Genomic DNA, 14,714 nt, shown 5'->3' with positions numbered 1-14,714 from the left:
GGCACGTTTCGGCGGGTCGGCTCACGGCGCGGGGCCCCTCAGGCCGCGAGTTCCTCCTCCTCGCCGGTGAACGTGCGCCACAGCTCCGCGTAGCGGCCGTCGCGGGCCAGCAGTTGGGCGTGGCTGCCGTCCTCGGCGATCCGGCCGCGGTCGAGCACCACCACGCGGTCCGCGCGGGCCGCGGTGGTCAGGCGGTGGGCGACGACGAGGGTCGTGCGGCGTCCGACGAGGCGGTCGGTGGCCTGGTTGACGACCGCCTCGGTGGCCAGGTCCAGGGCGGCGGTGGCCTCGTCCAGCAACAGCACGTCCGGGTCGACGAGTTCGGCGCGGGCCAGCGCCAGCAGCTGGCGCTGGCCGGCCGAGAGGTTGCGGCCGCGCTCGGCGATCTCGTGGAGGTAGCCGCCGTCGAGGGTGGCGATCATCGCGTGGGCGCCGACGGCCCGCGCGGCGGCCTCCACCTCGGCGTCGGTGGCGTCCGGGCGGCCGTAGGCGATGGCGTCGCGGACGGTGCCGGCGAAGAGGTAGGACTCCTGGGGGACCACGCCGATGCGGCGGCGGTAGGCGGTCAGGTCCAGCTCGCGCAGGTCGGTGCCGTCGACACGGACGGCACCCGCCGACGGGTCGTAGAACCGCGCGACCAGCTTGACCAGGGTGGACTTGCCGGCGCCGGTCTCGCCGACGAAGGCCACGGTCTGACCGGCCGGGATGGTCAGGTCGACGTCGGCCAGCGCCGGCTCGTCGCCTCCGCCGTAGTGGAAGTGCACCCCGTCGAAGGTGATGTCGCCGCGCAGCGCGGGCACGTCGCGGGGCCGGTCGGCCTCCGGGGTGGTGGTCGGCTCGCGCAGCAGCTCCTGGATGCGGCCGAGGGAGACGGACGCCTGCTGGTAGCCGTCGAAGACCTGGGAGAGCTGCTGGACGGGGGCGAAGAACAGGTCGATGTAGAGCAGGTAGGCGACCAGCGCACCGGCGGTGAGGGTGTGCGAGCCGACCCGGTCGGCGCCGACGATCAGCACCAGCGCCGCGGCCACGGACGACAGCAGCTGGACGAACGGGAAGTAGACGGATATCAGGAACTGGCCGCGCACCCGGGCCCGGCGGTAGGCGTCGCTGCGGGCGGCGAACCGCTCGGTGCCGCGGCCCTCGCGCCGGAACGCCTGGACGATGCGCAGCCCGGCGACGCTCTCCTGGAGGTCGCCGTTGACCACACTGATCCGCTCGCGGGCCAGCTCGTACGCCTTCACGCTCTGCTTGCGGAAGAAGTAGGTGCCGATGATCAGCGGCGGGAGGGTGGCGAAGACGACCAGGGCCAGCTGGAGGTCGATGGCCAGCAGGGCGACGAGTATGCCGAAGAAGGTGAGCATCGAGACCAGGGCGGTGACCAGGCCGGTCTGCAGGAACGTCGACAGGGCGTCCACGTCGGTGGTCATCCTGGTCATGATCTTGCCGGTCAGCTCGCGCTCGTAGTAGTCGAGGCCGAGGCGCTGGAGCTGCGCGAAGATCTTGAGGCGGAGGGAGTAGAGGACGCGCTCGCCGATGCGCCCGGTCATGCGGTTGCCGCCGATCTGCGCGGCCCACTGCGCCAGGACGACGAGCAGGGCGATCCCGGCGGCGGTCCAGACCCCGACCAGCGCGCCGCGCCGGACGCCCTCGTCGATGCCCTGGCGGATCAGGACCGGCAGCAGCAGCCCGGCCAGCGCGTCCAGGGCGACCAGTGCCAGCGCGAAGGCCAGCGGACCGCCGAAGCCGTGCAGCAGCCGGCGCAGTCCGTAGGAGCGCTCGGGGCGCACGGCCCGCTCCTCGTCGACGTCCGGGGTCTCCGTCGCGGGCGGCAGCGCGGCGACCTGGGCGAGGAGTTCGGGGGTGGCAGGGAGGCCGGCCATGGCGGCGCCGATGCCGGGCCCGGCCGCGACGGCCGCGCGGGCCGCCATCCCGGCCCCGCCCGCCTCGGCCTCCTGCTCCCGGCGGACCCACAGCTCGGGGGTGATGGTGCCGCCCGGCCCGGGCCGGGCGGCCGCGCCGTCGGCCGCGCCCTCGGGCCCGTCGCCGTCCACTGCCGCGCCCTCGTCCGGCACGCCGGCCGCGAACTCGCCGTCGAGGGCCCCGGCCAGCTCGCCCGCGGGGTCGCGCTCGACGCCGCCCAGCTCCTCCGGGTCGGTCAGCAGCCTGCGGTAGAGCGGACAGCGCTCCGCCAGCTCCTCCTGGGTGCCGATGTCGACCAGCCGCCCGCCGTCGAGGACGGCGACCCGGTCGGCGAGGGCGAGGGTGGAGGCGCGGTGGGCGATGAGCAGGGTCGTGCGGCCGGCCATGACGCCGCGCAGCGCCTCGTGGATCTCGTGCTCGACCCGGGCGTCGACCGCGGAGGTCGCGTCGTCCAGGACCAGCAGGCGGGGGTCGGTGAGGATGGCGCGGGCCAGGGCGACGCGCTGCCGCTGGCCGCCGGACAGGGTCAGCCCCTGCTCGCCGACCTTGGTGTCGTAGCCCTGGGGCAGCTCGGATATGAAGCCGTCGGCCTGGGCCGCGCGGGCCGCGGCGCGCACCTGCTCGTCGGTGGCGTCCGGATTGCCGTAGGCGATGTTGTCGCGCACGGAGTCGGAGAACAGGAAGCTGGCCTCGGGCACCAGGCCGATGGCGGCCCGCAGCGACGGAAGGGTCAGGTCCCGCACGTCGTGGCCGCCGACCAGCACCCGGCCCGCGGAGACGTCGTAGAAGCGGGGCAGCAGCAGCGAGACGGTGGATTTGCCGCTGCCGGAGGTGCCGACCACGGCGACCGTCTCACCGGCCTCGATGCGCAGCGAGAAGTCGTCGAGGACGGGGCGCAGGGGGCGGTCGTCGCTCGCAGCCCCCGCGGGCCCGTCGCCCGCCGGGGCGTCCTCGGCGGGACCGTCCGCGGGACCGGCGCCGTCGTGCAGCGGCGCGTAGCCGAAGGTCACCCGGTCGAAGACGACCGTGGCCGGGACGCCGGCGGGCAGCTCGTGCGCGTCCGGCCGCTCCGTGATCGACGGCTCGGTGTCGATCAGCTCGTAGACCCGCTCCACGCCGGCCCGCGCCTGCTGGCCGACGGTCAGCATCATCGCCAGCATCCGGACCGGGCCGACCAGCTGCGCGAGGTAGGTGGAGAAGGCGACGAAGGTGCCGAGGGTGACCTGTCCCTGGGTGGCCATCCAGCCGCCGAGGGCCAGCATCGCGACCTGGCCGAGCGCCGGTACGGCCTGCAGTGCGGGGGTGTAGCGGGCGTTGAGCCGGACCGTGCGCAGCCGGCCGGCGAACAGCCGGCGGCTGACCTCGCGCAGCTTGCCGGTCTCCTGTTCCTCCTGCCCGAAGCCCTTGACGACCCGGACGCCGGAGACCGCGCCGTCCACCACACCGGCGACGGCGGCGGCCTGCCCCTGGGCGTACCAGGTGGCGGGGAAGAGCCGGGCGCGGCTGCGCTGGGCGATGAACCACAGGGCGGGGGCGACGGCCAGCGCGATGACGGTGAGCATCGGCGAGAGCACCGCCATCACGACCAGCGAGATCACGAACAGCAGGACGTTCCCGATCATCATCGGGAGCATGAACAGCAGGCTCTGGATGAGCTGGAGGTCGCTGGTGGCGCGGCCGACGACCTGGCCGGTGCTCAGCTCGTCCTGGCGCCGCCCGTCGAGCCGGGAGATCGCGCCGAACATCCGGGTCCGCAGGTCGTGCTGGGCGTCCAGGGCGAGCCGGCCGCCGTAGAAGCGGCGGATGTAGGTGAGGACGTAGACCACGACCGCGGCGACGACCAGCAGGCCGGCCCAGGGGCCGAGGGCGCGCTCGTGCGTGACGATGACGTCGTCGATGATCAGCTTCGGTACGAGGGGGACCAGGGCCAGCACGGCCATCCCGGCGAGCGAGGACCCCAGGGCGAGCAGCACGTCCTTCCGGTACTGCCAGCAGTCGCGGATCAGCCGCCGCGCCCAGCCCACTCGCTTGTTGTCCGTCCCCGCCACCCGGTGCCTCCTGCGCCCTCGACACTTGACGCCTGGCACCAACACCGCGGGGGGCGGATTTCATCCCGCCGCAACAATTCACCGGCCGGGCCGGTGCTCCCCGCAGGTGTCCGCACGCGGGACGGCCCCCTCCCGGGTGGTCCGGAAGGGGGCCGTCCGCGCCGGTGTTCCCGAGCGGGCTACTTCACCCGCTCCACCGTCAGCTCCGAGATGCCCGGATGCGGCTTCGGCTTGCCGTCCTTCCCCTTGGCCTGGTCACCGTGCACCACGACCCGGACGTACCGGGCCGGCGTCTTTCCCGCATATCCGGTCCCCGACCAGTGCTTTCCGTCCCGGGAGACCTGCACGTGGTAGGACGCGGGCCGGGTCGCGTTCCAGTGCGGGGTGATCTGGCCGACGCGGGTGGTCCGGCCGAGGTCGACGGTGAGGGTGCCGTTCGCCGAGTCGGGCACCCAGGCGGTGGTGGCGTTGCCGTCCACCGCGGCGCCCGCGTACAGACCGGGCTCCTCGGAGGTGGCCTCGGCGGAGGTGCAGCGGGCCGCGTTGGAGGTCGCCGCGAGGTCCGGGCGGCGGGTCTTCAGGACGGCCGGCACCCCCCGGCTGACGATCTTGTCGCCCTCCGGCGTCTCGATCCGCATCGGCGCACCGGCGGTCAGCCGCACGGTGGTCTGGTGCGCGCCGATCGCGATGTCATAGGTCCGGCCCTGCCAGTGCAGACCGCGCAGGGTGACGCCCCGGGACAGCTGCGGCGGCAGCATCGGGTCCAGGCGCACCGCGTTCTCCCGCAGCCGCAGCCCGGTCAGCCCGTGGGTGAAGGTCTGCAGGAAGCCGCCCTTGCCGGTGAGGAAGTCCTGTGCGGGCTTGCCGGCGTGCGGGTCCGAGGCTCCGGCCTTGTCGCCGCGCGCCTCGGAGAACTGGTCGAAGGGCCCGCGGACGAACGGCTGGATGGACCGCATCAGGTAGGTGTACGTCGAGCAGCCGGGCTCGCCGATCCCGGCCGCGTCGATGGCGTGCACCGAGTCCGTCATGGCCGGGCCGTCCGGGTCGGTGTGCCCGGCGTAGAAGTCCAGCGTGCGGGCGGCCCGGGTCTGCGACATCGGCCATTCCAGCGGGTACATCAGCAGCACGGTGTCGGCCTGCTTGATGGTCGTGCCCTTGTACCCGGCGTACTGCTCGAAGATCTTCTTCTTGCTGTCGTAGGGGATGCGCAGCTTGTCGGCGATGGTCTTCCAGGAGGCCGGTGCCTTTTCGCCGAGGATGGCGGCGACGCGGGTGGCGTGGCGCAGGGCGGTGGCGGCGCCGGCGTTGGTGAAGACACCGTCGTTGACGCCGTTGCTGTACTCGTCCGGGCCGGCGACGTTCTTCACGGAGTAGCTGCCGTCGGCGTTGTGGGTGGCCCGCGAGGCCCAGAACTCGGCGATGCCCTTGAGGACCGGCCAGCCGCGGGACTTCAGCCAGGCGGTGTCCTTGGTGGCGAGGTAGTACTGCCAGGTGGCGAGGGAGATGTCGCCCATGAGGTGGTTCTGGGTCTTGCAGTGCGGCGGGTCCCAGCTGTGGCACTCGTTCCACAGGTCGCCCTTGCTGCCGCTGGTCCAGGGGTAGAACAGCCCCTTGTAGCCCAGCTTCCTGGCGTTGGCGCGGGCCCCGTCCCGGGTCTTGTAGCGGTAGTCGACGATCGACTTGGCGAGGTCGGGGTGGGCGGCGAGCAGGCCCGGGTACATCCAGGTCTCGGCGTCCCAGAAGACCTCACCGGCGTAGTTGTCGCTGGTCAGGCCGGTGGGGCCGATGCTGTTGCCGCTGCCGGCGCGGGTGGAGGAGAGCAGTCCGTACTGCGCCGAGCGCACCCAGGACTGCAGATCGCGCCGGCCCTTCACCTCGATGTCGCTGCGCCACAGCCGCTGCCAGGCGGCGGCGTGCCGGGCGAAGAGGGCGTCCCAGCCGCGGTCGGCGGCCCGGCGCGAGGCGGCGTCGGCGTCGGCACGCGGGGAGCGGGAGGTGAGGGCGGTGTCCACGCCGACGTACTTGGTCAGCTCGTACGAGCGGCCGCCGCGGACCGGGAAGGACACCCGCTGCCGGTTGCCGAGCCCCTCCGCTCGCGGGGCGGGGCCGGGCCGGCCCGCGCGTACCCCGGGCCCGGTGCGCAGGGTCGAGGCGACCGCGCCCTCGGTCTTCGTCCCGTCGGTGCGGAACCCGACGTCCATGGTGCGGCCGGACTCCCCGCCGCCGGCTTCCTTGCCGCGGGGCTCCTTGCCGCCGGTTTCCTTGCCGCCGCTGTCCGTGCCCGCGGCAGCGGACCCGGTGCCGGACGGTGCCATCCGGCGTGCGCCGCGGCCGTCGAGGCGGTCGGTGACGGTGGCCGAGCCGCTCCAGTGGGGCGTCATCCGCAGGCGTACGGCGCCGGTGTGGGCGTCGTTGCGGTCGGCGAGCACGTCGTAGACCAGGTCGGTGGCGCGGCCGTCGGCGGCCGTCCAGGTCAGCGAGGTGCGGACGAAGCCGCAGCGCAGCGAGAGGGTCTGGCGGTAGTGCGAGATCCGGCCGGGCGCGGTGGCGGAGGAGAAGGTGTCGGGGTGCGCGCCGCCGGTGGCGACGTCCAGGGTGCTCCAGGTGGGGAGGGCGGCGATGGCCTGCCGGCCCTTCACGTCCTTGGGCCCCTTGGCGTACAGACCGGAGACGAAGGAGCCGTCGTACTCCGGGGTCTTCAGCGGCCAGCCGGTCGTACCGCCCGGCGCGGCGTAGCCGGTGCCGTTGGGCGGCACCCGCTGGCCGAGGTAGCCGTTGCCGACGAAGGCGTGGTGGCTGTCCTTGGGGTCGATCTTGGTGCTGGTGGCGGTCCAGCCGTCGCTGTCGTCGCCCTTCAGGCAGGGGCCCTGGGCGCTGCCGGCCGGCCGGGGCGCGGGCCGCGGTGCGGAGGCCGAGGCCGATACGGGCGCGAGGACCGCGACCAGGGCCGTGGCGAGCAGCGGGGCGGCCAGTTTGCGGGAGCGGCGCGCCACCGGGCCGGAGCGCTGCCCGGCCTCGGGAACGTGCTCCGCCGGCTGCCGCGGGGGCGGGCCTGCGGGGTGCTGTGCCGAATGTTCCATGGTTCTCCGTCGTATGCGCGCACCCGTGCCGCATGACCGCGGCACGGGCATCACTTTGAACATCATCAGGCCCCCGCCTGCACGGCACCCTAGGACGGTTCCCCCGTTCGGGTCACGGGCCGATGGGCACGAATTTGCCCGACCGTGTTCTCCGGGCACCCCGATTGGTCAAGAAGGCCCCGCATGCGGCACACTTTTAGACTGACCAGTCAGATCAAAAGGGGAGGGGTGTTTGTGAACACCACCCGCCAGGGGGCGGCGGTCGACGCCAGGGGGATCGGAGTGGAGGGCCCGAGAGGGTGGGCCTTCCGGGGCATCGACGTCTCCGCCGAACCGGGCACCCTGATCGCGGTGCAGGGGTCCTCCGGCTCCGGCCGCACCTGTCTGCTGCTGGCCCTCACCGGCCGGATGCGGATCACCGAGGGCACGGCGACGGTCGCCGGACTCCCGCTGCCCCAGCGGATGGGCACGGTGCGCAGCCGCACCGCCATCGCCCACGTCCCGGGCGTCGTCGACCTCGAACCGGCCCTCACGGTCGGCGAACACCTCAGGGAACAGGCCCTGCTGGGCCACCGTTTCCAGGGCCTCGGCGCGTGGCTCCCCTGGAGCAGGCGCCAGAAGGAGGCCACCCGGGCCCGGATCGACGCCGCGCTCGCCGCCGTCCGGCTCGACCCGGACACCCTGCCCAAGGGGCTGCGGACGGCCGTGCGCGACCTGGAGCGGATCGAGGCGCTGCGCCTCTCCGTCGCGCTCGGGATGATGCACGGCCCGCGGCTGCTGGCCGTCGACGACGTCGACCTCAAGCTCTCCGAGGCCGAGCGCGCCGAGGCCTGGCAGATGCTGCGGGAGATCACCCGGGAGGGCACCACCGTCGTGGCGGCCGGCAGCGACGCCCCCGCAGACGCACTGCTCGTCCGCACCGCGCGGAAGGACACCCACGCCGCGGCCCCCGCCGCCGAGGACGAGTCCACCGCCACCGGGGACGAGCCCGCCCCCGCCCAGGACGAGCCCCGCACCACCGAGCAGGACGAGCCCGACACCACCGAGGAGGAAGCGGCGCATGCGTTCGCCAAGACTGGCCGCGCTTGAGCTCAGGCGTTTCAGCAGGGGCAAGCTGCCCCGACTGGGCCTGATCGCCCTGATGCTGATCCCCCTGCTCTACGGGGCCCTGTACCTGTGCTCCTTCTGGGACCCCTACAGCCGCCTGGACAAGATCCCGGTGGCCCTCGTCAACGACGACCGGGGCGCCACCTCCGACGGCAAGAAGATCCACGCGGGCGACGACCTGGCCGAGAACCTCAAGGACAGCAAGAAGTTCCACTGGGAGGACGTCAGCTCCGCGGACGCCGCCAAGGGCGTCGAGAACGGCACGTACTACCTCTCGCTGACCGTCCCCGAGGACTTCAGCAAGCGGATCGTCTCCAGCTCCGGGAAGACCCCGCAGACCGGCGCGCTCAAGGTCCGTACGAACGACGCCAACAACTACGTCGTCGGCTCGATCTCCAAGACGGTCTTCTCCGAGGTGCGCGCCAAGACCTCGGCCACCTCCGCGCGGGCCATGCTCGACAAGATCTTCATCTCGTTCTCCGACCTGCACGACAAGACCGCCGAGGCGGCGGACGGGGCCGGGAAGGTCGACCAGGGCGTCGGCAAGGCCAAGAAGGGCTCCGGGGACCTCGCCGACGGCCTCGGCAAGCTCCACGAGGGTGCCGGCAAGGTCAGCAAGGGCGCCGGTGACCTGAGCAAGGGCGCCACCACGGCCGTCGCCAAGGCCCGGGAGCTGCGCGAGGGTGCGGGCCGGGTCGCCGACGGCACCCAGCAGCTCGCCGAGAAGGTCCACGGCCTCGCCAAGAAGGATCTGCCCTTCCTGCGCGAGCACGGCAAGGAGATCGGCCGGGGCGCGCAGTTCGTCGCCGACGCCACCGAGACCATCGGCGACGTCCTCGACACCGTGCCCGGCGAAACCGCCAAGGCCGCCTCCGAGACCCGCAAGAGCGCCGACAAGGCCGCGGACGTCTACCAGGACCGCTGCGGCGGACTGCTGGACACCGACCCGAACTGCACCGACCTGAAGGCGGTCGCGGACGGCACCAAGGCGGCCGCCGACGCGGCCCAGAAGGCGGACGACGCCGCCTCCGGGGCGGACTTCGGGCACCTGCGGGCCAAGCTGCGCGAGATCCACCAGGGCGCGGAGATGGTCGCCGAGCAGGCACCGGGCATCGGGCAGCGCGCGGACACCGCGATCCGCCAGATCAACGCGCTCAACGCCGGGGCCCACAAGGTCTCCGAGGGCGCGGGCCTGTTCGCGGACGGCATCGGCAGCCTCGCCGACGGCGCGGGCAAGGTCGCCGACGGGGCCGGCCAGGTCCACAGCGGCGTCGGCAGCGCCGAGGACGGTGCCGACAAGCTCACCGGTGGCCTCTTCAAGCTCAAGGACGGCACCAACCAGCTGGCCGACGGCCTGCACGACGGCGTCGCCAAGATCCCGGACTACAACAAGAAGGACCGCGACGCCCGCACCGAGGTGATGGCCGACCCGGTCGACCTGGCCGCCAAGTCGATGCACAAGGCGCCCAACTACGGCACCGGCCTGGCGCCGTACTTCATCCCGCTCTCCCTGTGGGTCGGCGCGATGGTCGCGTTCATGCTGCTCCAGCCGCTGGGCAAGCGCGCGCTGGCCGCGGGCGCACCGGGCTGGCGGATCGCCCTCGGCTCCTGGCTGCCGGCCTACGCCATCGGCGTGGTGCAGGTGCTGGCCCTGATGGCCGTCCTCCACTGGGGCCTCGGCCTGGAGATGGCCCGCACGGCCGGGACCGTCGGCTTCCTGCTGCTGGCCACGGCCTGCTTCACCGCCATCATCCAGCTGCTGGGCGCGTTCTTCGGCCCGGCCGGCCGGGTGCTGACCCTGGTCGTGCTGATGCTCCAGCTGACCTCGGCGGGCGGCACCTACCCGGTGCAGACCAGCCCCGGGTTCTTCGGTGCCATCCACCCGTTCCTGCCGATGAGTTACGTGGTCGACGGCCTGCGCCGGCTGATCACCGGCGGCGACCTGGCCATCGTCCAGCAGGGCTGCGGGGTCCTCGTGGCCTTCACCCTCGGCGCGCTGGCGCTCACCGCCCTCGCGGCGCGCAGCCGGCAGGTCGTACGGATGAAGGACCTGCACCCGGAACTCAGCCTGTGAGCGTGTCCCAGGGGTCCCGGGGCGGTGCCGGCAACGGCACCGCCCCGGGGGCCTCCCCCGTCACCCGCCGCACCTCGACGCGCCGCCGGCTCTTCGACGCGGCCGTGACCCTCATCGCGGAACAGGGCTTCTCCGCCACCACCGTCGACGAGATCGCCGACCGTGCCGGCGTCGCCAAGGGCACCGTCTACTACAACTTCGCCAGCAAGAACGTCCTCTACGAGGAGCTGCTGCGGGACGGCATCGACCTGCTCGCCGACTCGCTGCGCCGGGCCGCAGACAGCACGGCGGCCCGCGGCGGCACCCGGGTCGACGCCCTGGACGCCATGATCCGCGCGGGCCTGGACTTCATCGCCTGCTCCCCCGCCCTCATCCAGCTCTACGTCGCCGAGCTGTGGCGCACCAACCGCACCTGGCGCGCCACCCTCACCTCCGTACGGGGCCGCGCCCAGTCCGTCGTCGAGGCCGTCCTGCGCGAGGCCGTGGAGACCGGTGAGCTCTCCGACGAGCTCGACATCCCGCTCACCGCCTCCGCCCTCCTGGGCATGGTCCTGGTCGCCGCCCTGGACTGGCAGTCCTTCCAGCCGGACCGCTCGGTCGAGGAGGTGCACGCGGCCCTGTCACGGCTGCTGCAGGGACGCGTGGGTGCTGCCGGGCGAGAGAGAGACACCCCCTAGCCCCCGGCAGCGCCGCTGCTGCACGAACACCGGCCTGGCCGTGGACAGTTGCCCACGACCAGGCCGGTGTCACGCCTGCTGTTCGCCGGCCGGTGGCCGGACGGGAGGTCAGGGTTCGACGACGCCGGCCGTCGCGCTGGACGGGGACAGGATGGCCGTCGGGGTGACCGCGCCGGCGAAGCTGACCTCATAGCCGTGGTTGAGGAGGATGAGGGTCAGGGTGAGCGTCTCGTTCACCCGGGCGACGCCCTGGGCGTCGGTGTTGGCGATGCCCAGGACGTTGCTGCCGGCCTTGAAGAGGATCGGCTGGCCCGGCACCGGAAGGCCGGTGACCTGGTCGGTCAGGGTGGCCGTCAGGAACGGGAAGTACACGTGCGGCGGGAACAGCTTCGTCAGCGCCGGGGTCGCCGTCAGCGAGGTGGCGTGGACGGGCAGCAGGTAGGTGAAGCCGCCCACCAGCGTGGCGCTGCCGCCGGGCGTGGTGACGGTGACGTCCGCGGGACCTGCCGCCCCGGGCGGGGTGATCGCCGTGAGCTGCGTACCGGTGGCATTGACCGTCACGCCGGTGGCGGGGTTGCCGCCGATGGTGACACTCGCCCCGGTCAGGTTGGTGCCGGTGATCGTCACCGGCGTGCCGCCCGCGATGGGCCCGCTGTTGGGGGTGATGCTGGTGATCGTCGGGTCGAACTGGATGACGCTGACGTTGGCCCCGGCGATGTTGGTGACGTAGACCTTGTTGTTGGGAGCGACCACCAGGGCGATGGGCTGGCTGCCGACGGGGATCGGGGCGCCGATGACCATGTTGGTGACACTGTCGATCACCGTGACGTCGTTGGAGCCGCGGTTGGCGGTGTAGACGTGGCCGTCTGCGCCGGCCGTGATGCCCCACGGGTTGGTGCCGACGGGGATCGGGGCACCGACGACGGTGTCCGAGACGGTGTTGATCACCGTCACGTTGCTGGAGTTGACGTTGGCCACGTAGGCGTTGCCGTTGGGGGCGATGGCCACGAAGTTCGGGCCGCTGCCGACGGGGATCGTGGTGAGGACGGTGGCGGTGGCGGTGTCGATCACGGTGACGTTGTTGGCGTTGCGGTTGGCGACGTAGGCCTTGCCGTTGGGGGCGACCGCGATCCCGACGGGGCCGCTGCCGGTGGGGATCGCGGCCCCGACGGCGGTGTTGGTGGCGGTGTCGATCTCCTGCACGCTGTTCGCCGTGAAGCGGCTGACGTAGACGTTGCCGCTGGGGATGACCGCCGCCCCGGCGGGGCCGCCGCTGAGGGCGATCGTGGTGAGGACGGTGCTGGTGGCGGTGTCGATCACCGTCACGGTGTTGGAGACGTTGTTGGGGACGTAGGCGTTGCCGTTGGGGGCGACGGTCAGCCAGACCGGCGTGGTGCCGGTGGGGATCGCGGCGCCGATGACGGTGTCCGTGGCGGTGTCGATGGTCTGCACGTTGTTCGAGCCGGAGTTGGTGACGTAGAGGTCACCGTTGGGGATGAACGCCAGCCCGACCGGGTTGGTGCCGACGGGGATGGTCGTGGTCGCCAGGAAGACGTGCATCGCCGCCGGCCCGCCCACCTCCCCCGCCATGGCAGCCGACGCCACCTGGCCGGAGAGGAGAGACGTCTGCAGCAGCTCCTGCGACGGTGACTGAACGCTGGTACTCATGGGGACCCCTTAGGTCGGGGCCACCCCGGGCCTGGCACGTCCCGCGCGGGGAGCGGCACAGGTCCGGCGATCCCTGTCCGGGGCACCACGAGCCACAGCACAGCCACCGCCATGGCCACAGACCGCAGATCACCACAACACGACGGGCTGCGCACCCCGAGGAGGGATGGGCAGCCCGTTTGGTTCGGTAGGAGCGTACTGCCCACCGGTTGAAGCGGTGAAACCTCCCGCGGTCCGCGGGTGTTGCGGTCGTGTGTCGTCAGGAGCCCTGGTGCGTCGGCGCGAACATCCGCAGGTGGGCCGGGAGCACGACGACCGAGGGCCCCGGTGCCGCGAGCGCCGCCGCCAGGTCCGTACGGAGCCGCTCCGGGTCCGTACGGACCGCGGGGACGCCGAACGACTCGGCCAGCGCCACGAAGTCCGGCCGGGCGAGCTCGGTGGCGGTGGCCGCGCCGAACGCGTCGGTCATGTACTCGCGCAGGATGCCGTAGCCGCCGTCGTCCACGATGAGCCAGGTCACCGGCAGGTCGTACTGCCGGGCGGTGGCCAGTTCGGCGATCGAGTACATCGCGCCGCCGTCGCCGGACACCGCCAGCACCGGCCGCTCCGGATCGGCGACGGCCGCGCCCAGCGCCGCCGGGAAGCCGTAGCCCAGTCCGCCGGCGCCCTGGGCCGAATGCAGCGCGTTGGTGCGCCGCGGATCGAAGGCGGACCACGCCCAGTAGGCGAGGATCGTCATGTCCCAGCAGCTGACCGCACCGTCGGGCAGCGCCTCCCGCACCGAGGCCAGCACCTGCTGCTCCAGGTCCAGGTGCTGCCCGGCGATCCGGTCGCGGACCCGCACCAGCAGGTCGGACACCGCCGCCTCGGGTGTCGGCGCGCCCACGCCCCCGGTCCGGCCGGCGTCCCAGGTCCGGCCGGCATCCCGGGGTTCCCGCTCCCCCACCTCCTTGACCAACGCGGCCAGCGCCGCCCGCGCGTCCGCGTGGATGCCCAGCGCGGCGTGGTTCGACTCCAGCTTGCCGAGGTCCGCCTCGATCTGGACGACCCGGCCCAGCGGCCGGAACGTGTGGTAGTTCGAGGAGAGTTCCCCCAGCCCCGAGCCGACGACCAGCAGGGTGTCCGCGTCCTCCAGGAAGGTCGTGGTGTAGCGGTCCTCCAGCCAGGACTGGAGGGACAGCGGGTGCTCCCACGGGAAGGCGCCCTTGCCGCCGAAGGTGGTGGCCACCGGCGCCCCCAACTGCTCGGCCAGCGCCAGCAGCTCCGCCTCGGCCCGGGCCCGTACGACCCCGCCGCCCGCCAGGATGACCGGCCGGCGGGCCTCGGTCAGCCGGGTCGCCGCCGCCGCGATCAGCTCGGGCCGCGGCAGCAACTCCTTCGGCCTGGCGGTCAGTTCGGTCACCGGCGGCACATCGGCCTCGGCCAGCAGCACGTCCTGCGGGATCTCCAGCCACACCGGCCCGTGCGGGGTGCTCAGCGCCGACTCCCAGGCGGCGGCCACCGCCGAGGGGATCTGCGAGGCCGTACGCGCCGTGTGGACGGACTTGACCACGCCCCGGAACGAGGCGCTCTGATCGGTGAGTTCATGGAGGTAGCCGTGGCGTCCGCCGCCCATCCCGGCCAGCGGGACCTGACTGCCGATGGCCAGTACGGCCGCCGAGCCGGCCGCCGCCTCCTGCAGCGCGGCCAGCGTCATCAGCGCGCCGGGGCCGGTGGAGACCAGCAGCGGCGCGACCCCGTGCGTGGCCCTGGCGTAGGCGTCGGCGGCGAAGCCCGCGTTGTTCTCCACCCGCAGCCCGACGTAGCGCAGCGCCGAGCGGCGCAGCGCGTCGAACACCCCGAGCGCATGCTGCCCCGGCAGCCCGAAGACGGTCCCGGCACCGAGCGCGGCCAGCGACTCGACGACCAGGTCACCGCCGTTGCGCCGGTGCTGCGGGGGCGTGGGGGTGGTGGTGCTCATGGATGCGTACTGCCTTCCTTGCCGGACGGACGGGGGCGTGCGGGTTGCAGGGGTCTGCGGGCGGACGAGGGCGTCGGGGACGTACGGACTCACGAGCGGACGAGGACGTGCGGGACGGGGGGGAGTCGCGGGCCGGGACGGGCCGGGCCGGCCGGAGTGCGGAGGGCCGGGCCCGTCGGA

General features: G+C 73.1%; 7 protein-coding genes. 3 read left to right on the top strand and 4 right to left on the bottom strand.

All coding sequences use genetic code 11. The features are described from left to right. Positions 1-38 precede the first annotated feature (38 nt). A complete protein-coding gene (locus tag AB0411_RS14495; protein ID WP_366417611.1) occupies positions 39-3,968 on the bottom strand; it encodes an ABC transporter ATP-binding protein in 3,930 nt (1,309 codons plus the stop codon). 179 nt (positions 3,969-4,147) lie between these two features. Next, entirely contained in the window at positions 4,148-7,048 is a 2,901-nt protein-coding gene (locus AB0411_RS14490; protein ID WP_366417610.1) for a discoidin domain-containing protein, read from the bottom strand. A gap of 234 nt (positions 7,049-7,282) precedes the next feature. Between AB0411_RS14490 and AB0411_RS14485 the strand changes: the two genes are divergently transcribed. From AB0411_RS14485 to AB0411_RS14475, 3 genes are read left to right on the top strand one after another with little or no spacing between them, the layout of a single operon-like run. Next, positions 7,283-8,137 (top strand): ATP-binding cassette domain-containing protein, encoded by an 855-nt coding sequence (locus AB0411_RS14485; protein ID WP_366417609.1) that lies wholly within the window; start codon positions 7,283-7,285, stop codon positions 8,135-8,137. Beyond that, positions 8,109-10,229 carry a YhgE/Pip domain-containing protein gene (locus tag AB0411_RS14480; protein WP_366417608.1) on the top strand — a complete coding sequence of 707 codons (2,121 nt, stop codon included), beginning with the start codon at positions 8,109-8,111 and terminating at the stop codon, positions 10,227-10,229. The genes AB0411_RS14485 and AB0411_RS14480 overlap by 29 nt, the downstream gene beginning before the upstream one ends. A gap of 2 nt (positions 10,230-10,231) precedes the next feature. Beyond that, the gene (locus AB0411_RS14475; protein ID WP_366417607.1) at positions 10,232-10,906 is read left to right on the top strand and encodes a TetR/AcrR family transcriptional regulator; all 675 of its coding nucleotides are present in this window, start codon (positions 10,232-10,234) and stop codon (positions 10,904-10,906) included. A gap of 108 nt (positions 10,907-11,014) precedes the next feature. Here AB0411_RS14475 and AB0411_RS14470 read toward each other — a convergent pair whose 3' ends face one another. Both AB0411_RS14470 and AB0411_RS14465 read right to left on the bottom strand, forming a co-directional pair. Next, positions 11,015-12,574: an IPT/TIG domain-containing protein gene (locus tag AB0411_RS14470; protein ID WP_366417606.1), complete on the bottom strand. Its 1,560-nt coding sequence runs from the start codon at positions 12,572-12,574 to the stop codon at positions 11,015-11,017. Between the two features lie 259 nt (positions 12,575-12,833). Continuing rightward, positions 12,834-14,534, bottom strand: a complete 1,701-nt coding sequence (locus AB0411_RS14465; RefSeq protein ID WP_366417605.1) for a thiamine pyrophosphate-binding protein — start codon at positions 14,532-14,534, stop codon at positions 12,834-12,836. Positions 14,535-14,714: the final 180 nt, after the last annotated feature.

Origin of the sequence: Streptomyces angustmyceticus (assembly GCF_040701845.1) — a bacterium.
In the GTDB taxonomy this organism is placed as follows: Bacteria; Actinomycetota; Actinomycetes; order Streptomycetales; family Streptomycetaceae; genus Streptomyces; species Streptomyces angustmyceticus_A.
The sequence above is the reverse complement of the archived record's forward strand: the minus strand, read 5'-3'. Positions and strand labels throughout refer to the sequence as shown.